The sequence below is a fragment of the Microbacterium sp. SL75 genome (assembly GCF_026625865.1).
Lineage (GTDB): Bacteria > Actinomycetota > Actinomycetes > Actinomycetales > Microbacteriaceae > Microbacterium.
The window spans coordinates 272,762-296,416 of record NZ_CP113067.1 but is presented as its reverse complement, the minus strand read 5'-3'; the positions used below and the strand labels follow the sequence as shown (position 1 = coordinate 296,416).

Below are 23,655 nucleotides of genomic sequence, written 5' to 3'. Positions count from 1 at the left end.
CCGTCGACTCTGCCACGGATCGCGCGGCCCTCAGGCGGGAACGCGCGCGAGTTCTTCGCGAAGGATGCCGGCGCCCGCCGAGAGCGCGCTGAGCTTGTCGAACGCCACCTGGCGCGGAAGGGGCGCCATGCCGCAGTTCGAGCTCGCGATGAGCTTGTCGGCATCCACGAACTGCAGGGCACGCCGCAGGGTGTCGGCCACCTCTTCGGGGGTCTCCACCTCGTGGCTGGCGACGTCGATCGCGCCGAGCATGACGTTCTTGCCGCGGATGAGCTCGATGAGGTCGATCGGCACGTGCGAGTTGTGGCTCTCGAGCGACACGGTGTCGATGCTCGAGCGCTGCAGCAGGGGGAACGACTCCTCGTACTGGCGCCATTCCGCCCCCAGAGTCGCCTTCCAGTCGGTGTTCGCCTTGATGCCGTAGCCGTAGCAGATGTGCACGACCGTCTCGGCGCGCAGTCCCTCGGCGGCGCGCTCGAGGGTGGCGACGCCCCAGTCCTTCATCTCGTCGAAGAAGACGTTGAAGGCGGGCTCGTCGAACTGGATGATGTCGACGCCGGCGGCTTCGAGTTCGAGCGCCTCCTGATTGAGGATGGTGGCGAACTCCCACGCGAGCTTCTCGCGGCTGCCGTAGTAGCGGTCGGCGAGAGTGTCGATCATCGTCATGGGGCCGGGAAGGGCCCACTTGATCGGGCGATCCGTCTGCTGACGCAGGAACGCGGCATCCTGGACGAAGACGGGCTGGCGACGGCTCACCGCGCCGACCACGGTCGGTACGCTCGCGTCGTAACGGTCGCGGATGCGCACGGTCTCGCGGTTCTCGAAGTCGACGCCCTCGAGGTGCTCGATGAAGGTCGTCACGAAGTGCTGGCGGGTCTGTTCGCCGTCGCTGACGATGTCGAGGCCCCGGCGCTCCTGCTCCTTCGCGGCGCTGCGCAGGGCGTCGTGCTTGCCCTCGACGAGCGTGTCGCCGTCGAGTTCCCACGGCGACCACAGCACCTCGGGCTTGGCGAGCCAGGCGGGCTTCGGGAGGCTTCCGACGATGGAGGTGGGCAGGAGAGTGTTCACGGCGGTCGCCTTCGGGGAGGTCATCGGGTGGGGAGGGCGTCGGCGACGAGCCAGGCGTCGAGCACGGCACGGTGAGGCTTCACGAAGTGCTCCTCGGTGTATCGGCCCTGCGTGATGCCCAGGCGGCTGCGCTCGTCGCGGTCGTAGGCGATGTCGGTGCGGGTGAAGTCCTCGTGCGCCAGCGTCGGGCGGTAGACCTCGCCCGCGGGCTCGTGCGCGTTGTAGATCTCGGGACGATAGATCTTCTGGAACGTCTCCATCGTCGCCACCGTGCCGGCGAGCTGCAGGTCGGAGTAGTCGCCCAGCAGGTCGCCGCGGAAGTAGAACGCCAGCGGGGCCACGCTGCCGCGCGGCATGAAGTACCGCACCTGCAGGCCCATCTTCCCGAAATACTCGTCGGTCAGCGAGAACGAGTCCTGCTCGTACTCGTGCCCCAGGACGGGGTGAACGACACCGGTGCGGTGGTATGTGCGGCTCGTCGACACGCTGATGCACACGACGGGCGACTGCGTGTAGCGCTCGCGGTAGGCCTCGGAGTCGAGGAAGTGCTGGAAGAGCTTGCCGTGCAGGATGCCGAAGCCCTCGGGGAGCGTGAAGGCCTTGCCCTCGCCGTTGGCCGCCGGCAGCAGCACGCTGAAGTCGTAGTCGCGCAGGTAGGACGAGAAGTTGTTGCCCACGATGCCCTGGTGGCGCTCGCCGGTGGCCGTGTCGACGAGGTGGAGGTCGAGGACCTCGAGCAGGGGGAATTCGCGATCGTCACCGTCGTCGTCGAACTGCAGCTCGGCCGAGACGATGTCGAGCTCGACCCGGTAGCGGTCGCCGTCGGGGTTGTCGGCGTCGACGAGTTCGTTGAAGCGGCGGTCGATCATGGCCAGCGCATTGCGCAGGTTCTGCCGGCGGTGCTCGCCCCGGGCGAGGTTGGCGAAGTTCGTGGTGATCCGCGAGCTGGTCGAGGGGGCGTAGTCCTCGTCGAAGCGCGTGGTGGAGATGCGGAACGTGATGTCGTTCGCCATGTCGAGCCAATCGGATAGGGCCGGGGTGGGCCGTGCGGTGATCGTGTCCTCATCGTGCGCCCTCTGCGGGGTCATCGAGTAATTCCGCTCCGCTATACGCGGGTATAGCTTTGGGCTATGGCAAAGCGCGCGAGTGGCATCACGCTGCAGCAGATGCAGTACTTCATCGAGGTGGCGGCGGAAGGATCCATCAGCGCCGCGGCCGACCTGCTCTACGTCGCTCAGCCCACCATGTCGGCCGCGATGCGCGATCTCGAGACGCGGGTGGGCCGGGACCTGTTGACCCGCTCTGCGCGCGGCGTCACCCTGACCGTCGACGGGGTCGAGTTCCTCGGCTACGCCCGGCAGGTGGTGGAGCAGGCCGAGCTGCTCGAGCAGCGCTACCTCGGTCGACCGCCCTCACGTCGCCTGCTGGGCGTCTCGGCCCAGCACTACTCGTTCGTCGTCGACGCGTTCGTGCGGATGGTGAAGGCGACGGATGCCGCGGAGTACGAGTTCTCGCTGCGCGAGACCCGCACCTTCGACATCATCGAAGACGTCCGGACGCTGCGCAGCGAGCTCGGCATCCTGTTCCGCAACGACTTCAACCGGAACGTCCTCGACAAGCTGCTGCGGGACTCGGGGCTCGCCTTCCACCCGCTCTTCCGCGCCGAGCCGCACATCTTCGTCTCTCGACGCAATCCGCTCGCCGGTCGCGAGCGCGCGACTCTGGACGACCTGGCGGACCTCCCGCGTCTCACCTTCGACCAGGGCGCGAACAACTCGTTCTACTTCGCCGAGGAGATCCTCTCGACCCTCTCCAGCAGGCAGGAGATCCGGGTCTCGGACCGCGCGACGATCTTCAACCTCATGATCGGTCTCGACGGATACACGATCTCCACCGGCATCATCAGCGACGACCTCGACCCCGAGATCGTCGCGGTCCCCCTCGACGTCGACGAGCGGATCGAGATCGGCTGGATCGGGCGGACCGCCATCCCCCTCACCGAACAGGCGCAGCGGTACCTGGGCGAGGTGCGCGATGTCGTGGCGGGGTTCGGGGTGGAACTGCTGGATTGAACGCCCGCGGACGCCGAGAGGCGACGACTCCCGAAGGAGCCGCCGCCTCTCGGGATCGCTCAGCTCGCGCGGGTGCGCGGGCGACGCATCGCCCAGCCGGCCGCTCCGGCGACCAGCAACATCGCTCCGAGCAGGGCGACACCGAACGGAGCCTGAGCCCCGGTCGCGGCGAGGGTGCCCTTCGCGGAGACCGTGACGGGCAGCCGCGCGATCTCCGACCCGTCGGCGGCCCACACCACGATGTGGTGCTGGCCCGTCGGGAGCGACGGGGGGATGCGCACGTCGAAGCTCACGCGTCCGTTCGCGTCCGCGACGGGGATCCCCGTGATGCGGATCGGATCGCTGCGCAGCTCGGCCGTGACCTGCTCGCCGGGGGCGAGACCGCTCACGCTCACGCGCACGACGCCACCACGCTCGACCGCGTTGACCGACGACGTGGCCGTGCGCGGCGTCGCGGTGCCCGCCGTCGGCGAGCCGGTACCGCCCGCGGTGGGCGAGGCGGTGCCCGACGGGCCGGGGCCCGCCGTTGCGGTCGGCTGCGGGCCGGCGGTCTCGGTGGGTTCCGGGCTCGCGGTTCCCGTGGGCTCCGGGCTCGGCGCATCGGTGCGGACGACGGCGACCGTGTAGGTCGTCTTCGTCCGGTGATCCTGCGCGTAGGCCTCGAGGGTGAGCGTCGGGGTGCCCTCGCCGAGGGCCACCGTGCGCACCTTCGTGTCGTCGATGAGGATGCCGTTCGCGAAGACCAGCCCGCTCGGAACGGCCGGGTCGGCGTCGAACGTCACCTCCGCGCGACCCTTCGGCACACTCAGCGTGTATGCGGTCGTGGTCCCGTCGAAGGCGGGCGAGAGCGTTCCCCCGTCGAACGACAGATCCGTCAGCGCCGACGCCGTCGCGAAGGCGGTCTGCGTCGCCGTGAACACGCCGTACACGCCACCGACGAAGCTCGATCCGTTGCTCTGGAACCGCACCGTGACGACGGGGATCTTCTTTCCCTCGGCATCCAGCACGTAGCCCCCGTTGGCATCCTTCTTGTACCGGTCCTTCGCCTCGGTGTCGGACAGGAACGACGCGGGGATCTCGTCGTATTGCACGTACCACTGGTCCGCTCCTGCGGCGTTCGTGATCCGCTCGCTCTTGAGCTTCTGATCGTTCACGTAGACGTCGAAGGTGCGTCCGTCGTCGCCGCCGTAATAGCGCACGCCGAGGTAGTTCTTCGGCGTCGAGGGGTCGATCTGCAGGTCGTACTGGAAGAACGCCGCGGGGTTCGCCTGCGCGTCGCGATAGCCCATGCCCCGCCACACGCCGACCTGCGAGAGGTTGGTCTTGTAGCTCTTTCCCGCCTCGCTGTTGTTGTTGTCGAACGAGACCAGCGAGTCGACCGTGGTCTCGTCGATGCGCAGCTGCTCCTTCTCTTTGCGGATCATCGCCTGAGCGGCGGCGGAGTCGGGCTCGATGAGGTTCATGTACAGGCCGTAACGGACGTTGTACATGCTGTAATACGGCTCGAATGTCAGGGCGGCTGCGGCGCTGTCGACGTTCTTCAGGCCGAACCGCATCACCGACCGATCGTTGTTGTCGAGACCGTTCTCCAGACGCACCAGGTTGGCGGCGATGTTCTTCTTGAAGTCATCGACGTTCGACACCAGCACGTTGTTGCTCACCGACTTGTCGGCCACGCTCATCTGCACCAGGATGCCGGCCTCGTACGAGGCGTCGACGTTCGTCGAACTGAGCGCCGTCGAGAGCACGATCGGGCCGTACCGGAAGGCCACCCAGTTCGGGTTGCCGGCGTCGGAGTCGACCGTGACGGAGGCGGGGAGGGTGTACACGAGCATGTCGCCGGCGGATACCGGAACCACGAGGTACCCGTTCTCTCGGGCGACGTCGACGGTGTTGCCGTTCACCGTCAGCGTGGGGTTCGGCGACCAGTCCGGCACGCGCAGACGCAGGGTGGTCCCGCTGGCCAACGCGGTGCCGTCGAGCGACGCGACGGAGAACTCCACCACGTCGGTGTTGGGGACGTCCGCCGTCTGCGTCAGCTTCAGGTTCTGCTCGGGGGAGTCGAGCTCCGACGAGCGGAACATGTTGACCCACACCGAGGTGCCCTTGCGGAAGTAGATCGAGTCGCCGAGCTTCGTGAAGCTCTCGGTGGCGGTGCCGTGATCGCACCAGAACTCGTCCTCCTTCTTGCCGAAGACCTTGGCATAGCCCGCGGTCTGGGGCTGGAAGTACGTCATCATTCCCGTCTCGGGGTTCTGCGACGCGAGGATCGTGTTGATGTACGTGTTCTCGTAGTAGTCGGCGTACTTCACGTCGGGGGCGACGCGGAACAGCGCTCGCGTGAGCTTGAGCATGTTGTACTCGTTGCACCCCTCGACCGTGGAGTTCTCGCCGTAGCCGCTGGTGTTGCCGTTCGTGGCGAAGTCGTACAGGGTACCGGGCTGTTGGAAGTGCTCGGAGTAGCTGTTGCCGCCGCCCACGTAGGAATGGTCCTCGACCACCATCGCCCAGAAGTTGTCCGCCGCCTGTCGGTACATCCCGAGGTCGGCCTTCTCGGCCTCGCTGAGTCGGGCGTACAGCGTCGGGTCGTCGGTGAGAACCGTGTACCGCTTCAGCGCGCCGATCAGCTTCGGGATCGTCGTGTTCGCGTGCTTGCCGGCGAGGACGTCCTGACCCGCCGCGAGCTGGCGGAACAGCGTCGTCTCGTCGAAGTACTGGGCGGCCTTCTTGTGGTTCTCATCCATCGAGATGCTGTAGAGGTCGTACAGGGCTTCGTTCATTCCGCCGTACTCGGTGTTGAGCAGTTCACCGGGGTTGGCCTGACGCGATCCCCAGGTGTTCAGCCAGGTTCCGAACTTCTCGGCCACGGTGAGCGCCTCGTCTCCGACCGCCTCGGGCGCGTATTGGTGCGCCTTGAGGAGCCCGGCCAGCACCTTGTGCAGGTTGTAGAACGGCACGATCAAGCCGTCGCGACCGCCGGGCAGGTACGACACCGGGAACGGTGAGACGTAGCCGGCGTTGTCGGGGTCGTTCTGCGCGTAGGCGTCCTGTGCCGCTTTGAGCCCGTCGACCGCCGTCGTGAGCTTCTCGAGCAGCTGCGCCTTGCGTGCGGCATCCGTCTCCGTGGCGTACGCCTGCGACAGCGCGGAGAGGAAGTGGCCGAAGAAGTGCCCCTGGAAGCGCGCGCCGGTGGTGCGCTCCCATCCGCCGTAGGGCTGGGCCGTGGTCGGAATGCCCGAGAGCTGGTCGAAGGAGTAGAGGAAGCGCTTCGGATCGAGGGTCAGCAGCCAATCGACCATCTTCGTGTGGCTGTTCTGCAGGTAGGGGTCTGCGACGAAGACCTCGTTGAGATCGGTGTCGTCGACGTACAGCGAGGCGGTCGATCCCTCCGCCGGCACCGTGACCGTGAACGTCTTCGTCCGGGCGGTGCTGCCGCCGTAGGTGGCGCTGGCCGTCAAGGTGACGGAAGAATCCGCCCCCTGCGGGCGGACGACCGCGGCCTGTCCGGCCTGGACGGCGATGACGTCGGCGTTCGACGAGGTCCACGACAGCTCGGATCCGTTCGCCGTCGAGGTCGGCACACCGAAGTCTGCGGTCGCGGTCGTGGGGACCGACACGGAGTCGAGGCCCTTCTGCGCGATGGTCGAGGGGTCGAAGGTGGGGTCGTTCTGCCGCTGGAGGGCGACGACGTCCGACGTGGTGGCGACGGCGTCGTAGAGCGTGTAGTCGTCGAGGGCGCCCTGGCTGTACGCGCCGTTGTGGACGACTCCGTTGAAGCCGATCGACTTCTCGACATCCGTGGTGCCGAGCACGCCCGAGGCGTTCGGGCCCACCGGGACGACGACCGTCGAGGTCTGCTTCTCGCCGTTGCGGTAGAACGACACCGCCTTGGTGGTCTTGTCGTAGGTGACGACGACGTGCGTCCAGGCGTCGCTCGGGAAGAACGCATCCCGCGTGCCGGTCACCGCGACCTTGTAGGGCTGGTTGTTCCCGGGCCCCACGGAGAGCGCGAGCGGGGTATTGGGTCCTTCAGAGGTCAGGTACCACCCGTCGGTGAACCACTCGCGCTTGTTCCAGGTGAACACCTGTTCGGCATCGCCCATGCTCCCGTCGGGTTTGAACCAGAAGGAGGCGGTGAGGTTCTCGGGCTGCAGGGAGGGGGACGTTCCCAGGCCCAGCGCGTCATCTCCCGAGAGCTTCAGCGCCCGACCATCGATTCCCGCGGTGTACTCGGCCGCCCCTCGGATCATGGAGGTGGGGTTCCCGCGGGGGCCGCTGTCGGCGATCGAGTCGTCGAAGGGGAGGTCGAGGATCTTCGAGCCGTCGAGCCCGGTGTCCGCCGAAGCGACGAGCGGCGTCGTGAGCGCCACCGCCCCGCTCGCGACCATGAGGGCCACGGCACCGAGCGCGACCGATTTTCGGATACGGGACATGCTGTTCCTTCCTGCGGCATCGCAGAACGAGGAAGTCGGGCGTGCGGCGGAAGGCGTCGAGGCCTTTCACGAAAGGGGGCCGGACCTCCTGGCGGAGCGTCATTGCGCGGCGACGTCTTCGTCGCCTGAGGTGATGTTAGCGCTCACAGATCGGGGCCGAAAGAGCTATTTCGGACACAGTTACCTGATCGTGACGGCAATTCGTCCATTCATCGCGTCGTCAGATGAGAAACCGATGAGAAGGATCTCTGCGCCCTTCCTGCCGGCTCGGGAATGCGTTTACTGTCTCAGGACGCGACACCGACGTCGCGGACCATTCGAAGGAGAGTGACCATGCAGCACGCATCCCCCCGTCCCCGTGCCCTCGTTCAGCGCATCGTCGTCGCGGCCGCAGCGCTCGCCGCCGTCATCGCCCCCTTGGCGGCGACCTCGACACCTGCCGAGGCGGCCGGGCGCATGACCTACACGCTCTATACCGAGGCGAACCCCACGGCCGACCAGGCCGATGCGTACGACCGCATCCGAGCGGCGATGGATGCCGCGGTCTCGCGCTACAACGAGTTCAGCGACTTCGACCGGCACCTGAACGTCTACTACGTCCCCGGGGTCCCCACCGCCGAGGCGAGCATCGACGGGACGATCCGGTTCGGCGAGAATCGCGGCTTCATGCAGGAGCGCACGGCGCTCCACGAGATCTCGCACACCGTCGGCAACGGCACCGCCAACGCCTGGTACGCGATGTGCCAGAACGGGCAGTGGACCGGCCCCAACGGCAACGCGAAGCTGGCCGAGTTCGATGGAGCCGGGGCCGTGCTCAACTGCGGAGGATCGCACATCTGGCCCTACGGCCTGAACTACGACAACGAGATGTCCGATCTCAACGCCGACCGGCACGTCCAGCTGATCTGGGCGATGATCGCCGACGGCATGTGAGTCCCGGGTCGAGCGTCGCCTGGCGGCCCCTCCCGCCGGGCGACGCTCGACCTCAGGCGCACCAATCGGGCCGCGTGCCCGAGAGCTGCGTCTCGATCTCGCCCGACTCGGCGTCGACGATGCGCGTCGAGCGGCCCACGCGGTCGGCGCGTGCGGGATACCCGTCGATCGGCGCCGCCTCGGGTGCGCTTCCGACAGCGAGGTGTCGGCCGCTCGGTGAGGCACACACCTCCTGGAGACGTTCGCCGCTCCCCGCGACGGCGAGCGGGACCCCCGACCCCTCTGCCGTCGACCGTGTGATCTCCTGGCCGGTCCACGTGAGGACGGACGTGGGGGAGAGCACGAGACTGCCGAGCGTCGAGGTGGCCGCGGGGGCCCCGGTGACATCCGTCACCGAACCGTTCGTCAGATCGAGGACCGAGGTCGCGGCATCCGACGACACCACGACCGACGTCGTCCCCGGGAGGATGCCGCGCAGATCGCCGAGCTGGCCGAGTGCCCGCGGCGGAGCGACCCCCGTCCCATCCACGAGGACGAGACTCCGGTCGGCGGCCTGCGCCACCAGGTAGGCGCTGCCGGGCACGAAGAACCACGCGTCGGTGCGCAGCGGCATCCCGTCTATGCCGTGGACGGCGCGCGGCGCGGAGTCGTCCGCCGGGTCGGTCAGAAAGAGCGTGTTCGTGTACTCCGTCGTCCCATCGGCGGAGGGACCGGTGAAGACGTACCCGACTCGACCGGCGTCGGCGGATGCACGAAGGAGTCGGATGTCGCCTCGGCCCGGCGCGGGAAGGGTGGCTTCGACACCCGCATCGTCGACCGTCTGCAGGCGTGCGCCTCCCTCCGCGGCGAGCACGAGCGCCACGACCCCGTCCGGAGTGTCGGCGTATTCCTGGATGCGCGGTGCCGACAGCAGAGTGGTCACCGTCTCGCGTGACAGGTCGTGACGGACGACGCGGTCCGGGGTGTCGTCGACCCGGTCGAATGCCCCACCCCGCTCGAGGACGGTGACCGTGTTCGAGGGCGTCGTGAAGGTGTACTCCACCGCGCTCGTGGCGCCCGTGGCCCGTGATCGCAGACCCGGGGCGACGATGCGGTACACCGTGTCGAAGTCGAGCAGGTCGGTGAAACGTACCCGGACCGAGGCGCCGTCGAGGTCGATGTCAGCGGGCGCCGCGGGTTCGATACGCAGCCCCTCCATCGAGGAGGAGTCGAGCGGTTGGTCGGTGCGCAGGGTGAGCGTCAGATCGCGTTGAGAGACGGTGAGCGAGACATCGCCGGTGACGGCGCGCAGGCGGGGCCCGCGATCCAGGGCCACAGCCGCCATCGCGACGCTCGCGCCGACGAGGACGAGGACGACGATCGCCGCGACGACGAGGAAGCGGCGCCGCGTACGGCGGGGTTCACGAGAGGTAGGGATCATCGGGTTCGGGCACCTCCTCGATCGTGTCGGGACGGAGCACGGTCGCGCCGTCGTCGTCGGTGAAGGTTCCCGCGACACGGACCCAGGCGCCGGTCTCGACGCCCGCGGGCAGGGCGGAGCGCTCGATGCGGACCGCGAAGAGCTGGGCGTCGACCGTGCAGCAGGTGACCGCGTAGCGGCCGATCCGCGCGGTGTCGGTTGCGGCGTCGAGAAGGACGAAGCCGGTCACGTCGGCCTGCTGCCCCACGAGATCGGATGCCGTGGACCCGGCGCCGAGTATGGTGGCCCAGTCTCGCAGCGAGAACCTCGTGGGATCGCTTCCCACCAGTGAGGGTGCCGCGACATCGCCTCCGCCGCTGGTGGCGGCGGTGCTCGTGAGTGCGCGCTCGGCACTCAGCACGGCTGGCGGCGCGACGAGCAGGGCGAGGGCAGTGACGACGACGAGGGTCCCGCTCACGGCGGTGGCGAGAAGACCGCGGCGAGGCGCGTGGTCATGGCCGTGATCGTCGTGCTCCGGCGCTCGCCGCGCGAGCGAGAACCACACGGCCAGAGCGAGCAGGGCCGCTCCCACCAGCGTGAGGACGACGGTGAAGACCACGTACCGCGGGTGGATGTACAGCGTCAGGTCGCCCCGGGCGGCGAGGGCGAGGGTGCAGAGCACGCCGATGCCGCACAGAATGAGCCCGGTCCAGCGGGAGAGGAACTCAGACAACGAGGTTCACCGCCAGGCCGATCGTCACGGCACCGAGGGCGACGAGAAGGGTGAGCCCCGCCAGTGCGCGCACGCGGAAGGTCGTGGACAGCATCGCGAGCATCTTCACGTCGATCATCGGCCCGAACACGAGGAAGGCGACGAGCGCTCCCGGCGAGAAGGACGACGCCAGCGAGAGGGCGAAGAACGCATCGACGTTGGAGCAGATCGCGATCACGAAGGCGAGCACCATCAGCGCCAGGATGCCGACCACGGGGTGCCCGCCGATCCCGGTGAGCGTCTCGCGAGACATCGCGACCTGAATGATCCCCGCGATCGCCGCGCCGAAGAAGAGCGCCGGCAGCATCGCCGAGACCTCGTCGCGGAACATCCCGGCCGCTCGCGCAAGAGAGGCCCGTCGGCGGGCGGAGGGCGTGGCGGCGCAGGTCGCCGCCCACGCGGGGGCGAGAAGGCGCTCCGGTTCCGGGTGCAGGCTCACCACCCACCCGACGAGGTTCGCAATGATGAACCCGCCCAGCAGCCGCGACACCAGGATGCCGTCGTCCCATCCGAACGCCTGATAGGTCGTGATGAGGGTCACCGGGTTCACGATCGGAGCGGCCAGCAGGAACGTCACCGAGTCGGCGACCGAGAACCCCCGCAGCATCAGCCCGCGCGCCAGGGGCACGTTGCCGCACTCGCAGACGGGGAGCACCAGTCCCAGCAGCGACAGCACGGCGCGGCGGGCTACACCCCGGCGGGGGATCACGGCATCCATGATTCTCGTCGGCACCCACAGCTGCACCGCGATCGAGATCACCACGCCCAGGAAGACGAACGGCAGGGACTCGATCACGACGCTCGCGGCGAGGGTGATTCCATCCGACAGCGCGCTGGGCAGGGGAGTGTCGGCGCCGATGGTGACGAGTCGCACGGCCGCGGCGGCGACCACCACCGCCGCGATGACGAGCAGGGGGCGTCCGAAGGGCCTCCGCCCCGGCTCGGCCGGGGCGGAGACAGCCGGGGACGTGCGGTTGCTCAGCTGCCCCGAGGGGGCTCTGCTCATGACAGCCGTCGGCGGCGCAGCGCCCGCACCGCGACCCCGGCCAGAAGTGCTCCCGCGCCCAGCAGACCCGCCGCGAGCGCCACGTCGGCGCCGGTCTTCGCAAGCGACCCGGCGGCGACGACCTCGACGCCGAGGCGACTGAAGACGCCTCCGTCGGCGCGTGCGATCTCGAGGGTGTGTGCGCCCGTGGCGAAGTCGGCGGGGACGACGACGCGGAAGGCCACGCGACCGGAGGCATCGGCCACCGGAATGCCGGCGATCGGCAGCGGAGTGCTGCGCAGGACGGCGGAGATCTGCTCGCCGGGGTTCAGCCCCGTCACGGTCACGTCGAACGACTGGCCCTGCGCGACGCGCGTCGCGCTCGCGGTGGCGACCGGGCCGGAAGCGCCGGGGGAGGGCTGTGCGGTGGGCTCCGGGGAGGGCGAGGGGCCGCCCGCGGGCACGACCGTGACGGTCATCGTCACCGTGCGCAGGGCCGGCAGCACCTGCTCGTCCTTGCTCATGTCGAGCACGGGTCGATCACCGGCGGCCCAGTGGACGCGTCCGATGCGGGTGTCGCGGCCGTTGCCGGCCACGCCGTCACCCCAGGTGTGGAAGACGTAGAGCTCGTTCCCGTCGTCGTCGGTGGTGACCGCTCCGTGGCCGGGGCCCTGGGGGTAGGTGAGGTAGTCCCACACCCCCTCGGGCATCGGCACGCTCTTCATCAACGGGGTGTTGTACTTGTGCCAGCTGTCGATGTCCATGAGATCGCTGTCGAGATCGGCCCAGACGCCGCCGACGACGTAGCGAGGGCTCACGCCGTCGCTGGAGTAGATCAGGTAGATCCTGCCGTCGCGTTCCATCGCGAACGACCCCTCGGCCAGGCGCAGCTCCCACGAGAGCGACGGCGAGATCACGGGCTTCGCCTCGCCGACGATCCGGGTGGGGTCGGCGGGGTCGACCTTCGCGATCCACGTGAGCGGGTCGCCGAAGCCGGGGGAGGTGAAACGCTGCGACCACGTGTAGTACGCCTGCCCGTTCGCCTCGAAGTAGGTCATGTCGAGGCTGATGTTGCTGTAACCCTCGCGGCCCAGGGCCGTCCCGTCGGCTTCCAGGACCGCGGCAGGCTTCGACCAGTCCGCGGGGTCGGCGGGGTCGCCGCCGTCGCGGAGCTGCATGATGTGCGACTGCACGGTGCGCCAGTCGGCGCCATCGTTGGCCTGCGCGTCGCCCGAGTTGAAGCACGGCGAGAACAGGATCGACAGCTTCCCGCCGATCTCGTGGATCTCGGGTGCCCAGTAGCACCCGGCGATCGTTCGACCGTCGGTGGTGGTGTCGCGCCGTGTCCAACGGTTCAACAGGTCGACCTCGCGCTGGGCTCCGCCGGCGGCATCGGAGAGTCCGTCGAAGGTGTCGGAGACGCGGATGGGCAGGTGGGCCGAGGCGATGTTGTTGTTGTTCGTGTCGTCGGTCGCGATGAACAGATACTGCGTCTTGCCCGCGCGCTCGTAACGGTAGATGGTCGGGTCGGCGCGGTTGGCCGCGAAGGGAACGCTGTAGTCCTTCTGCCGGACGGTGCCCGTGACGGTGACGGTGCCCGAGGTGGCCGCCCGGGCCGCCGCGACCTCGTCCGTGTTCCAGTCGACGGGGAGGGTCGCGGTCGACCCGTCGCTGTACGAGAGGTCGGCGCGCGTGCGGTCGAGGTCTTCGCCGGCGCCCGCCGCGATCGTGGCGGGGGCGACCGTCACCGCCGTGTTGACGACGCGGTCGTAGCGTTCGGCGAGAGCGGTCGCGATCGTCCCGCTGACGGGCAGGATGCCGCCGGGCTCCGCGTTGGCGACGCGTTCGGCGAACGAGCCCCAGCCGGGGTCCGCGACGCCGATGGGGGAGCCGACGACGACGTCGCCGCGGTTTCCGGCGGAGACGACGCGGCTGCGTGTGCCGTCGTCCTCGGGGTTGAAGGGGTCGGCAACCTGCTCAGTCCGGGCGAGGTCGGTCACGGTCGTGTATCGGGCGGTGCCCGAGGCGTCGGTCCACGACACGAGGTAGCGCTGCTGGGCCGAGTCCCACACGGCGCGCGGAGAGACGACCCCGTCGGTCGTTCCGAGGTCGATGGTGCCGAGCTCGGCGAACTGCGAACCCCGATCATCCTCGGCGCGGAACACGAGCGCTCCGCTCTGGGCCGTGGCATCCCGTGCTCCCGACATCTCGACGCGGGTGGCGAGGAAGCCGAGTCGGCCGTCGGCGAAGAAGAATGGCGAGGGGGAGCCGATGCCGCGTTGCTCGACGTTGTCGAGACCGACGTGCTCGCCGCGCGCGAAGACCACACCGTAGTTGTTCTGCAGGGGCTGCGCGGTGTCGGCCGACGTGCCGACCGCGAGGTGGATGCTTCGCGCGACGGTGTCCTGATTCGCGTCGTGGTCATTGGTGGGTGTGCGCGTGTACGCGACGAGGCTCTGCGCCGTGGCGGGATCGAGCACGGTCACCGTGAAGGTCTTCGAGAAGGTGGTCGTGCCCCAGGTCGCGGCCGCGGTGACTTGCGAGGTTCGGTCGCCGGAGCCCGGGTTCACGAGCGCCCCGTTCGAGACGGCCGCGCCGCTCCAGCGCAGGTCCACGCCCGCGACGCTCGGGAGGGAGGTCCCGGATGCCACGACCGGCGGCACGACGAGCGAGGCGCTCAACCGCGCCGAGAGGTCGGCTGCGGAATCCGCTCGCACGGTCGCCTGCACGGGTGCGCCGATCGCTGTCGCCCCGGCGAAGGCGGCGGTCGGCGTCAGCGTGACGGTAGCGTCCGGCAAACCCGGCGCGGGCCGCGTCACCCGGCCGTCGGGTGAGACGACGTCGGGGTCGCTCGACGCCCAGGACAGGGTCGAACCACCGCTGCCGACGCGGGGAAGCGCGAGATCCGAGACGACGTCGGAGGTGTCGCCGAGCTCGACGGCGGTTGCGTCGGCTCGCGCGATCGCTTCTGCCGCGGGGGCCGCGATCTCGCGGATCTGTTCGGTGCCGAGCGCTCGGCGATCCACGCGGACGTCGTCGATCGCCCCCGCGAAGAAAGGGTCTCCGGGGTAGAGCGACTTGCCGATTAGCCCCGAGAACAGCGACGATCCCACGGTCGCGGCACCGGTCGCCGTCGTCGCGGTGGAGGCCACGGCTTCGCCGTCGACGTAGGTGGTGACGCGCTGTCCCGACTGCAGGGAGACCGCGATGTGGCTCCACCGGCTCGATGCGGCGGGGCCGTTACCGGTCGCCCGCTGCTCGGTGCCGGACTTGACGGCTCCGATCAGGTTTCCTCCGCAGCGCGGGGTGGCGAACAGGTATCGCTCGTTCGAGCTGCCGAGGCTGTAGGCCCACGAGCACTCCTGCCCGCCCGACCACCGCATCCACGCTGAGATCGTGACGTCGCCCGTCGTCGTATCCGTCAGGCCTGGAGCGATCTCCACGAAAGCCGCCCCGGACGTCGACGAACCGCCCGGCAGCGCCAGCGCACGGTCGGAGCCGCCACGCGGGCCGGTGACGATGTTCGCGCCGGCACCGCGCACCGTTCCGGCGTGGGCACCCGCGGCATCCGGGATCTGCGCTCCCGCGGCGATGGGCCCGGTGGGAAGGGCGTCGAAGTCGTAGGCGAGCGCGGCGGCGGGAGCCTCCGCCTGGGCCGGAGCGATGCCGGTGACCAGTCCGGTCCCGACCAGGGCGACGGCGAGGGCGAGGGCGGCAGGACGACGTGAACGCATGCGGGGGAGCCTTTCGGGCGTACGGCGAAGCGTCTCGTCCGGGTCGCCGGCGAGGCGACCGGACCGCACGTCGTCGTGGCGGTCCCGGGCCGGTAATGCGGTTTCCGGCCTGGGTCGCGACCGACATTAAACAATGAGCGCGGGCTAGCGCAAGGCACATGTGAACCTTCACGTCGTGACCGCATCGATGCTTGACCGCCGCACGAGCGCCTTGTACGGTGCTTCTGAGTGTGAGCGCTAACACAGCGCCGACTCGAAAAGTCAGCAGAGCTGCTGTCCTTTCGTATTCGGTGAACGGCGCCGCATCGCCAGCCCGTCCCCGCATCCGAACGGAGCGTCCTGCCCATGCGCGTCCCCCGTCTCCTCGCCGCCACCGCCGTCGCCGCAGTCGCCGCGTCGACGTTCGTCACGGTCCCCGCTGCTTCGGCCGCGGCCGTGCCCGAGCCCGGCCTGCACTACACCTTCGACACCCTGAGCGGCACCCTCGGTGCCGGGGCGGCGATCCCCGACACCGGCACGCGGTCGCCACGAGCCGACGGCGTGGTTCAGAACGGCGGCATCACGATCGTTCCGGGCGTCACGGGCGCTGCGAACGACAAGGCCATCCGCCTCTCGGGCGGTCGCAACGACGCCGATGCGGTCGCCCCGTACGTGACGCTGCCGAACGACGTCGTCGCCTCCACCGATACGGCCCTGACCGTGAGCCTCTGGACGAAGTGGGAGGGCGCGGGCAACGGCTCGTGCCAGCTCGCTTTCGGTCTCGGCCGTTCGACGACGAAGAACGTCCTGGCCTCGACGAGCTGCAACGGTACCTACGGGGCGGTGTCGGACGGTTCCGGCGAGCGTCGCGTCGGCAACGGCGGATCGGCCCTGCCGGTGGGGCAGTGGGCGAACGTCACCCTCGTCTTCCAGCCCGGGCAGCGGCTCACCTACTACGTCAACGGGCAGCTCGACGGCGCGGATGCCGACCTCACCGGCATCACGCAGACGATCGACGCCGCACTCGGTCAGAACGGCGTGGGCGGTTATCTCGGGCGCTCGTTCTGGGACGACCCCTACTACGTCGGGGCGATCGACGACGTCCGCATCTGGAACAGCGCGCTGTCGGCCGACGATATCCGCTCCGTCGGAGCAGACGGATACCGCGCCGTGCTGGCATCCGACTCCGTGTCGCTCGGCGACACCTCGAGCGTCGATCGGAATCTGCAGCTGCCGGCCAGCACCGAGGCTGGCTCTTCGGTCTCGTGGGCGACGAGCGACGCGGCCGTGGTGGCCGCCGACGGCACCGTCACGCGTCCTTCCGCGAGCGTCGGCGACACGACCGTGCAGCTCACCCCCACCCTCACCCTCGGCGGTCAGACGCGCGTCGCCTCCCCCATCGCGGTGACGGTGCGCGCGCTGTCGGCTACGGAGCAGGACGAGGCCGTCCGTCAGGTCGCCGACGCCCTGCCCTCGCAGGCGGGGCTCTCCGGTGACGTGCGCGGATCGATCACCCTCCCCGACACGGGCACAGATCTGAAGCGCACGTTCTCGTCGGCGCAGGCCGGCGAGGTGGAGATCTCGTGGTCGTCCTCGAACACCGCGGTCGTCACCGACACCGACTCGGGCGTCTCGCCTGACGTCGTGGAGAAGGGCCGCGTCACTCGTGGTGACAGCGACACGGCGGTGACACTCACCGCGACTCTGCGCCTGGGTGAGGCGACCAGGACCGTGCAGCTCCCGATCACCGTTCTCGCCGCGTCCGAGCACACACGCGAAGACGACGAGGCGTACATGTTCGTGTACTTCCGCGACAACACGATCGACGGTGAGAAGATCCGCTTCGCCGTCTCCGAGGGCAACGACGCGCTCAACTGGCGCACCCTCAACAACGCGAACCCGGTGCTCGAGTCCACCAAGGGCGACATGGGTCTGCGTGACCCGTTCGTGCTGCGCTCGAAGGAGGGCGACCGCTTCTTCCTCATCGCGACCGACCTCTCGGCCGCGCGGAAGGGCTTCCCGACCGACAACGGCAGCCGCTACCTGGAGATCTGGGAGTCGACTGACCTCGTCAACTGGGGCGAGCAGCGTCACATCGAGGTCTCACCGCCGAGCGCCGGCATGACGTGGGCGCCCGAGGCCCACTACGACCCGACCATCGACGCCTACGTCGTGTACTGGTCGTCGCGCCTGTTCCTCGACGACGCGCACACGCAGGAAGACGGCAACGGTCCGCAGATCCTCATGGCCACCACGCGCGACTTCGTCACGTTCACCCCCGCTGTGCCCTACATCAAGTCGGGCGACATCGAGGGCCTGCGCAAGACCAACGCGGGTCTGATCGACACCACGATCCTCGAACGCGACGGCACGTACTACCGCTTCACCAAGGGCACCGAGCAGACCGCGTGCCGCCCCGACATCGTGGCGGAGAAGGGCACCGATCTGCGCGCTCCATCGACCTCGGGGGAGTGGACGAAGTTCGACACCTGCCTCTCGGCGAACGCCGGCCTGCCCGAGACCGAGGGCCCCTCGGCCTTCCGCTCGAACCCCGGTGACATCAACGGCGACCGCAACTACGTGCTCGTCGACTGGTACGGCGGCGGCGGATACATCCCGCTCTACACCGAGTCGCTCGAAGAGGGGAAGGTCGACTGGAAGGTTCCCGCGAAGTACTCGCTGCCGCCCTCCCCGCGCCACGGCGTCGCCTTCGGTATCACCCGTGAAGAGCGCGACCGCCTCATCGCGACCTACAACCCCGAGCAGCTCGTGACCTCGGTCGAGCCGCTGTCGTACGACGTGGCTCCGGGCACCGCCTCGGTAGCCCTGCCCGCAACGGTGAAGGCCGCACGGGGCGCCGGTGCGATCGACGTCGGTGTCACCTGGGAGCAGCAGGATCTCTCCGCGCTGAAGGCCCCGGGCGACAGCGTGCAGATCCGCGGGGCGCTCGACGACGGTTCGGTGACTCCCGCGATCGCCACCGTGACCGCGGTGGGCGGCTCCGTGGCATCCACCTCTCTGTCGATCGGCTACGACTCGCGCGCTCTCGCCGTCGGGGCGACCACCTCGCTGTCGGCGTCGGTGGCGCCCGCGAACGCCGACCAGAAGGTGACCTGGACCTCCAGCACCCCCTCGGTGGCGACGGTCGACGGCTCGGGTCAGGTGGCCGCAGTCTCGGCGGGCACCTCGACGATCACCGCCACGACGACCGACGGTCGCACGGCGACGCTGACGATCACGGTGGTGAAGGCCGAGGCCGATCTGCTGCTGCGCTACAGCTTCGACGGAATGGATGCCACGACAGAAGGCTCCCGCGTCACCGACGTCTCCGGGCACGGGCACGACGCGACGATCCGCGGCACGGGTGCGACCATCGCGACCGGCGCGCGGGCGGTGGACGGCGACTCCGCTCTGTCGTTCCCGGGCGGTCGGGCCGGCTCGAGCGCGGCCTTCGCGACGATCGCGGGAGACGTGGTGCCCGACGGCACGCGTGACCTCACCGTGTCGACGTGGATGAAGTGGGACGGCGCCGCCCCCTGCGAGTGGCCCCTGTCGCTCGGTTCGAGCACGTCGAACTACCTGTTCACCAGTGCCGACTGCGGAGGCGTCGCCGCCGCGATCAAGTCGGGCTTCACCGAGAACAAGTCGGGCGCGGCGGCCCTCCCCGCCGGCACCTGGGCGCAGGTCACCCTCGTCCTCACCGGTCAGAAGACGCTGGTCACCTACGTCAACGGGGCGAAGGTCGCCGAGATCGCCACGATCTTCGACGCCTCCGACCTCGAGGCCTCGGGCGGCATCGGAGGCATGCTGGCCAAGTCGCAGTACGGACCCGACAGTCTCTACGGCGGCGACCTCGACGAGGTGCGGGTGTACGACAGGGCGCTGGATGCCGAGGAGGTCGGCACCCTGTTCGCGAAGGGGACTCTGGTGACCGAGGTCACGCCCTCGCCCGAGCCGTCCCCTGAGCCGTCGGCTTCTCCCGATCCGACGGTCTCTCCCTCGCCGAGCGCGCCCGTTCCAGGTCAGCCTTCCGCGTCGCAGAGCCCGTCCGCGGGCACGACGGCCACGGCGAGGCTCGTCACGGGTCGAACAGGGCGGGTCGTTCACCGTCTCGGTGACGGGTGTGGCGGCGGGTGAGCAGATCAGCGCCGTGCTGAACAGTCAGCCGCTCACGATCACGGGCATCCCCGCGGCCGATGCCCGCGGTGCGGTCACGTTCCGCGTGACGGTTCCCGCCGATTTCGCCACCGGTGCGCACACCCTCGTGATCACTCGTGCCGACGGGTCGACTCTCGCGCGCCTGGGCGTGCAGGTGGTGCCGGCCGGAAGTCTCGCGCGCACCGGTGCGGAAATGTCCTGGGCCCTGGGCCTCGGCGCCTTCGGGCTGATCGCCGCGGGCGCGGGCCTGGTGGCGCTGCGGCGTCGCTCGCGCTCGGTCTGACGTAGGCGCTGTGGGCCCCGTCCTGTCGGGCGGGGCCCACAGCATGCATGAGGCAGCTGTTCTCGTCTCGACGGCTGCACATCTTCACCGCTGGCGTCGTCTCTGTTTTCGGATTTCGCGAACTCCACGGGTGTTATCGACAGCGCAACGCAGAATGACAGGGGTGTCACCCCGGGTGGAAAGTGGGTTTTCGCCTCAGGCGCAGTGATCCTCGATTTCGCTCACTCGATCACATTGCGCCGCTTCGCGCAATAGCTCTTCGGACGGCGTGGTCATTCGAGTCCGCTCGAAGAGCGCGAGGCGAGAGTTTTCGGCTTTCCAGGAATGTAAAGCTCGCGGACGACTGCCCTCGCTCAGCGTTCACTGAGCAAAATGTCCATGATTGACTTTCTTTGCAGCGCCTGAATAGTCTGACGCCGACTGGTCACATTGACCTGTCGATCTGAATAGGGGGGCAAAAATGAAGAAGAAGATTGGCATGCTGGGGGCAGTGGCTTTCGTCGCGGGAGCACTCGTTCTGGGGTCTTCGGCGGCGGCTACGGCCGACGCCAGCGCCTCGTACTCCAACGGTGGATACCAGCGCGCGACGGCGTATTGGAACGCGGGAGCCGACCGGCTCTCGGCCTCCGACGTCCGGAACGACGGGTGGGGAGCACGCACGAAGTGGGAGACGAAGGCCGGCGGCATCGGGACCTTCGACAACACCGACGGCGCCGGCACGACGAAGAACAAGACCATCACCGGTGTCGGTCAGATCCGTATCCGCGCCTGCTCCATCAACAACGGCAACGACATCGGCTGCTCCGGTTTCTCGGCGTACTCAGCCGGCTAAGCCCTCCGATCGGGGCCGGTCCCGCACGCCGGGGCCGGCCCCTTCCTTTCCGCGAACGGTCAATCGGAATGAGCTCACACCGGTGAAATCGAGGTATCTCCTGGCGGCGTCAGCCGCTGTCTGCCTGGTGCTGTCAGGGTGCGCATCGAGCTCCGGGGATGCGTGGGAGACTCCTCGCGTCCCTGATCCCGTGCCGAGCTTCGCTGAGACACAGGCGCTGCCGTTCGATGCGTATGCGCTGAGCCCAGCGATTCGAGAGCAACTCCAGCTCGAGCATGCGCGGCTGCTGTCGGGCTGTCTCGCCGAATACGGCATGACCGCCGTTTTCGCCGGCGACTACATCCAACAGGTGAGCGATGACCCGGAGAATCCCTACTGGTTCCAGTGGGGCGGCAGGCCGGGTTTCCGGCCGATGGACCAGGTGCAGACGTACGCGTACGCACAGGCGCCCGGAACTCCGTGGGTGAACGGGAGCGGCTTCTACATCTCCTCGCCCGTGAACATCTTCCCCGTGCAGACGGGCGACCCCATCAGCGATGCAAAGATCGCCGGAGTCCTCTTCGGCCCGGAAAACGCATCGATACCCGGTTCTACCGGGCCCGCAGAACGACTTCCCGCCGATGAGGTTCCCCGGGATTCCCGAGGCGCGCTCCCCGACGAGGGCGGTTGCTATGCGGCCATCGAGAAGAAGATCGATATTCCCTATATCGATCTACGGCCCCTGGAATCCGAGGTTCTGGGCCTCGCTTTGCACCACGACGCGGTGTCGGCGGTCAACGCGCAGTGGGTCGCGTGCATGGAGTCGAAGGGGTATCAGTACGCGCGATTCGACGAGCCCATGAACGACGCTCAGGGAATGCCGACGCGAGAGAAGATCGACGCTGCGACGGCTGATGCGAAATGCACAGAAGAAAGTGGATGGCCCGACGTTTTCTACGACGTTCTCGGCGCCTACCAGCGGCAGGCGATCGACAGACAACCAGACCTCTTCCCCTCAGCCCTGTCCGCCGAGACCGAGCGGCTTGAAAGAATGCAAGAACTGATCGACGCGGGCTGAACGGCCCCCTCTCCCACGCGACGGCGCAGGCGTAGGCGTCGCCGTGAGAGAGGGCCACGAACCGTCCGACGCTCACACGATGACCGCATCCCGTTCCGTGTTCCGCGAACAGCCGCGGTCCGAAGATCCTCCGGTAGCTCGGTGTTCTCGCCCTCGTCTTCCGTGAGTCCAAGGACCACGACGTCGCCGATGAGACGTGTGTCGCGGGCGTGCGGGACGTGGAATCGCCGAAGAATGTGGCGCGCCGGTCGAACGGCAAGTCGCGGATGAGCCCTTCCTCGTTGACGTACATCGTGACGCCGAGGTCGGGGATGTCGACCGCTTCGATACGGCCGCCGACGGTCCGCCGGTAGTCCTCGAGCGAATCCAACGTGCTGGTCCTGAGGGTTGTGGTGTTGTCTGCCGGGATGGTGATGCTCTGCACCATGGGGGTGTTCCTCCTTCCTGCGTGCGACCGGGAACCGGGATGGTTTTCGTGAAATCGCAGAGCACAAACGAGCTGGCGGACTTGAAGTGGGCGAGTGGTCGGGGCGGCCGGCGAGCTGCGTCCGTGGATGGGCGTGCTCAAGCCGGCCGCCCGGGGTGAGGTGGAGCCGTCAGGTTGCCCGGGGCTTCGACGGCGTGCGCGGGGTCTTCGGTGCCGGTGCGGCGTGGAAAATGGCGGCGGTGGCGTGGCGTTTGCCCACTGCCTCGCGTTCGATCTCGTGGCGGACATCTTTCGTGCGGCGTTGAGTAGCTGGGTCGGCTTTGGTTTTGTCGATCCAGGCGTCGATGGCGAGGCGGACTTCGTCGGTGACGGTCCGGTCGTTGAGCTGGGCGATGATGTCCAGCTAGGGCGTGTCTCCTAAATGGCGGGTCCAGGCGATGACGGCGTTGAGGGCGGCTGCTGAGCGGTAGACGGTGGCGAGTTTGTCGTAGCGGGTGGCGAGGCCTCGCCATTGTTTGAGGGTGGCGAAGCGGCGTTCGATGACGTTGCGGTTTCGGTAGTCGTCGCGGTCGTAAGTGATGGGTCGTCCGCCGTGTGAGCCGCGTCGGACGCGGTGGCCGATCTGATCCGATGGCTGCGGGATGACGGCCTGGATGCTGCGGTCACGCAGGTGCTGTCGGATTGCCCGGGGCGAGTACGCCTTGTCGCCTCGGAGCCGGTCGGGTCGGGTGCGGGGGCGACCGATCGGGCGGGCGACGCGCAACTGCTGCAGCAACGGGATCAGCATGGGCGAGTCCCCGGACTGGCCCGGCGTGACCGCGATCACCAGTGGCAGGCCGCGACCGTCGACCAGGTGGTGGAGCTTGGTGGAGAGTCCGCCTCGGGAGCGGCCGAACCCGTGATCAGGCGGCTCGATCAGCGGATTGTTGTAGTTCGACGAAGCCCCCCGTGACCCGGGTGATGTTCGTCGCGTGCTGATGGGCGCGAGCGATCGTGGAGTCCACCGACACGGACCAATCGAGCTTGCCGGTCGCGTCGGCGCGAGCCAGCAGCGCCGCGTGGACACGATCCCAGGTTCCATCGCCGGCCATCCGACGGTGCCACTTCCACACCGTCTGCCACGGGCCGAACACCTCCGGCAGATCCCGCCACGCGATCCCTGTCCGATAGCGATACGCGATCGCCTCGACCATCGTTCGCGCGTCCGAGAAGGGGCGGCCCTTACGGCCGGTCGGACCGGGCAAGAACCCGCTGATCAGATCCCATTGAGTATCCGAAAGCAACTGGAACCGCGACACGTCTCTAGCATCACCGACTCACCCCACCCATTTGGGAGACACGCCCTAGGTGTGGGAGGCAGGTCACGCCTGGTCTGGCGCCGCCGGTCTCGGCCCGCCACGTGTGTGAGGTGGTGCGTTTCACCGGGATAGCCGGCGAGACGCACAAGGCGGCCTCTTCTGGTCAGGGGTTCCGTCCACGGGCGTACGGCGCCTCGATCGCTGGCGGGTACGGGTGCTGACCTC

15 protein-coding genes and 1 pseudogene are annotated in these 23,655 nt (G+C 68.6%); 7 read left to right on the top strand and 9 right to left on the bottom strand.

Annotated elements, in window-relative coordinates; translation table 11 throughout:
* Window positions 1-30: 30 nt before the first annotated feature.
* Window positions 31-1,068: a methionine synthase gene (locus OVA17_RS01330; protein WP_267787670.1), complete on the bottom strand. Its 1,038-nt coding sequence runs from the start codon at window positions 1,066-1,068 to the stop codon at window positions 31-33.
* Window positions 1,069-1,088: 20 nt separating this feature from the next.
* A complete protein-coding gene (locus OVA17_RS01325) occupies window positions 1,089-2,081 on the bottom strand; it encodes a putative oxygenase MesX (RefSeq protein ID WP_267789336.1) in 993 nt (330 codons plus the stop codon).
* 117 nt (window positions 2,082-2,198) lie between these two features.
* Between OVA17_RS01325 and OVA17_RS01320 the strand changes: the two genes are divergently transcribed.
* A complete protein-coding gene (locus tag OVA17_RS01320; RefSeq protein WP_267787669.1) occupies window positions 2,199-3,140 on the top strand; it encodes a LysR family transcriptional regulator in 942 nt (313 codons plus the stop codon).
* Between the two features lie 59 nt (window positions 3,141-3,199).
* Here the strand turns inward: OVA17_RS01320 and OVA17_RS01315 are convergent, their stop codons facing one another.
* Window positions 3,200-7,573 carry a beta-L-arabinofuranosidase domain-containing protein gene (locus OVA17_RS01315; RefSeq protein ID WP_267787668.1) on the bottom strand — a complete coding sequence of 1,458 codons (4,374 nt, stop codon included), beginning with the start codon at window positions 7,571-7,573 and terminating at the stop codon, window positions 3,200-3,202.
* Between the two features lie 333 nt (window positions 7,574-7,906).
* On the opposite strand from OVA17_RS01315, the gene OVA17_RS01310 reads away from it, so the two are divergent.
* Window positions 7,907-8,506, top strand: coding sequence for a hypothetical protein (locus OVA17_RS01310; RefSeq protein WP_210073697.1), 600 nt, complete (start codon window positions 7,907-7,909; stop codon window positions 8,504-8,506).
* A 52-nt stretch (window positions 8,507-8,558) separates the two neighbouring features.
* Here the strand turns inward: OVA17_RS01310 and OVA17_RS01305 are convergent, their stop codons facing one another.
* Genes OVA17_RS01305 through OVA17_RS01290 form a run of 4 tightly spaced genes read right to left on the bottom strand, consistent with a single transcriptional unit; the run spans window position 8,559 to window position 15,396 of the window.
* Window positions 8,559-9,926: a hypothetical protein gene (locus OVA17_RS01305; protein ID WP_267787667.1), complete on the bottom strand. Its 1,368-nt coding sequence runs from the start codon at window positions 9,924-9,926 to the stop codon at window positions 8,559-8,561.
* Window positions 9,907-10,638, bottom strand: a complete 732-nt coding sequence (locus OVA17_RS01300; protein ID WP_267787658.1) for a TIGR03943 family putative permease subunit — start codon at window positions 10,636-10,638, stop codon at window positions 9,907-9,909. Before OVA17_RS01300 ends, OVA17_RS01305 begins: the two co-directional genes overlap by 20 nt.
* Entirely contained in the window at window positions 10,631-11,683 is a 1,053-nt protein-coding gene (locus tag OVA17_RS01295) for a permease (protein ID WP_267787657.1), read from the bottom strand. Before OVA17_RS01295 ends, OVA17_RS01300 begins: the two co-directional genes overlap by 8 nt.
* Window positions 11,680-15,396: a family 43 glycosylhydrolase gene (locus tag OVA17_RS01290; protein WP_267787656.1), complete on the bottom strand. Its 3,717-nt coding sequence runs from the start codon at window positions 15,394-15,396 to the stop codon at window positions 11,680-11,682. Before OVA17_RS01290 ends, OVA17_RS01295 begins: the two co-directional genes overlap by 4 nt.
* A 345-nt stretch (window positions 15,397-15,741) precedes the next feature.
* On the opposite strand from OVA17_RS01290, the gene OVA17_RS01285 reads away from it, so the two are divergent.
* From OVA17_RS01285 to OVA17_RS01270, 4 genes are all read left to right on the top strand, one after another.
* On the top strand, window positions 15,742-19,512 hold the full coding sequence (locus OVA17_RS01285) for a LamG-like jellyroll fold domain-containing protein (RefSeq protein WP_267787655.1): 3,771 nt from the start codon (window positions 15,742-15,744) through the stop codon (window positions 19,510-19,512).
* 13 nt (window positions 19,513-19,525) lie between these two features.
* A complete protein-coding gene (locus tag OVA17_RS01280; protein ID WP_267787654.1) occupies window positions 19,526-19,816 on the top strand; it encodes an LPXTG cell wall anchor domain-containing protein in 291 nt (96 codons plus the stop codon).
* Between the two features lie 460 nt (window positions 19,817-20,276).
* On the top strand, window positions 20,277-20,648 hold the full coding sequence (locus tag OVA17_RS01275; RefSeq protein ID WP_267787653.1) for a hypothetical protein: 372 nt from the start codon (window positions 20,277-20,279) through the stop codon (window positions 20,646-20,648).
* 190 nt (window positions 20,649-20,838) lie between these two features.
* Window positions 20,839-21,705, top strand: a complete 867-nt coding sequence (locus OVA17_RS01270) for a hypothetical protein (RefSeq protein WP_267787652.1) — start codon at window positions 20,839-20,841, stop codon at window positions 21,703-21,705.
* Window positions 21,706-21,955: 250 nt separating this feature from the next.
* Here OVA17_RS01270 and OVA17_RS16400 read toward each other — a convergent pair.
* Window positions 21,956-22,132, bottom strand: a pseudogene (locus OVA17_RS16400) (DUF3846 domain-containing protein); the annotation flags it as partial.
* Window positions 22,133-22,355: 223 nt separating this feature from the next.
* Here OVA17_RS16400 and OVA17_RS01265 point away from each other — a divergent pair.
* Window positions 22,356-22,553 carry a hypothetical protein gene (locus OVA17_RS01265; protein WP_267787651.1) on the top strand — a complete coding sequence of 66 codons (198 nt, stop codon included), beginning with the start codon at window positions 22,356-22,358 and terminating at the stop codon, window positions 22,551-22,553.
* On the opposite strand, the gene OVA17_RS01260 is transcribed toward OVA17_RS01265, so the two are convergent.
* Window positions 22,536-23,430, bottom strand: a protein-coding gene (locus OVA17_RS01260) for an IS5 family transposase (RefSeq protein ID WP_267787650.1) whose coding sequence is annotated in 2 segments (ribosomal slippage) — window positions 22,536-23,078 and window positions 23,080-23,430 — 894 coding nt in all. Because the reading frame shifts where the segments join, the coding sequence is not laid out codon by codon here. The genes OVA17_RS01265 and OVA17_RS01260 overlap by 18 nt on opposite strands.
* Window positions 23,431-23,655: the final 225 nt, after the last annotated feature.

Coding starts and splice junctions, on each gene's coding strand:
- OVA17_RS01325 (WP_267789336.1), bottom strand. CDS start 2,081: ATGGCGAACGACATCACGTTCCGCATCTCCACCACGCGCTTCGACGAG.
- OVA17_RS01275 (WP_267787653.1), top strand. CDS start 20,277: ATGAAGAAGAAGATTGGCATGCTGGGGGCAGTGGCTTTCGTCGCGGGA.
- OVA17_RS01315 (WP_267787668.1), bottom strand. CDS start 7,573: ATGTCCCGTATCCGAAAATCGGTCGCGCTCGGTGCCGTGGCCCTCATG.
- OVA17_RS01320 (WP_267787669.1), top strand. CDS start 2,199: ATGGCAAAGCGCGCGAGTGGCATCACGCTGCAGCAGATGCAGTACTTC.
- OVA17_RS01295 (WP_267787657.1), bottom strand. CDS start 11,683: ATGAGCAGAGCCCCCTCGGGGCAGCTGAGCAACCGCACGTCCCCGGCT.
- OVA17_RS01305 (WP_267787667.1), bottom strand. CDS start 9,926: ATGATCCCTACCTCTCGTGAACCCCGCCGTACGCGGCGCCGCTTCCTC.
- OVA17_RS01310 (WP_210073697.1), top strand. CDS start 7,907: ATGCAGCACGCATCCCCCCGTCCCCGTGCCCTCGTTCAGCGCATCGTC.
- OVA17_RS01290 (WP_267787656.1), bottom strand. CDS start 15,396: ATGCGTTCACGTCGTCCTGCCGCCCTCGCCCTCGCCGTCGCCCTGGTC.
- OVA17_RS01285 (WP_267787655.1), top strand. CDS start 15,742: ATGCGCGTCCCCCGTCTCCTCGCCGCCACCGCCGTCGCCGCAGTCGCC.